Source organism: Pseudoalteromonas sp. GW168-MNA-CIBAN-0100, from assembly GCF_040309225.1.
GTDB lineage: Bacteria > Pseudomonadota > Gammaproteobacteria > Enterobacterales > Alteromonadaceae > Pseudoalteromonas > Pseudoalteromonas arctica.
In genome coordinates, this window is record NZ_JBEOOL010001153.1 from 1 (window position 1) to 233 (window position 233).

Here is a 233-nt window from a genome sequence, read left to right on the forward strand (position 1 = left end):
GCCAAGGGCAGTGGTATTACCGCCAAGTATTGGGCTCGTCAAATATTAAAGGGCCGCGTTGGTTTCATGTATTAACCGGGCATTTGAGTTTTCAAATTGAGCATCACTTGTTTCCAGATATGCCTTCGTCGCGTTATCAAGAAGTGGCACCGCAAGTACAAGCAGTATTGCAAAAACAAGGCATTGCCTACAATACGGGAGGGTTTTTTAGTCAATATGCCTCGGTGTTAAAG

1 protein-coding gene is annotated in these 233 nt (G+C 44.6%); it reads left to right on the forward strand.

Annotated features, from left to right (window positions below; all coding sequences use genetic code 11):
- Positions 1 to 233, forward strand: a 233-nt coding sequence (locus tag AAEY62_RS25000; protein ID WP_350637199.1) for a fatty acid desaturase family protein, incomplete at both ends; no start/stop codon positions are given.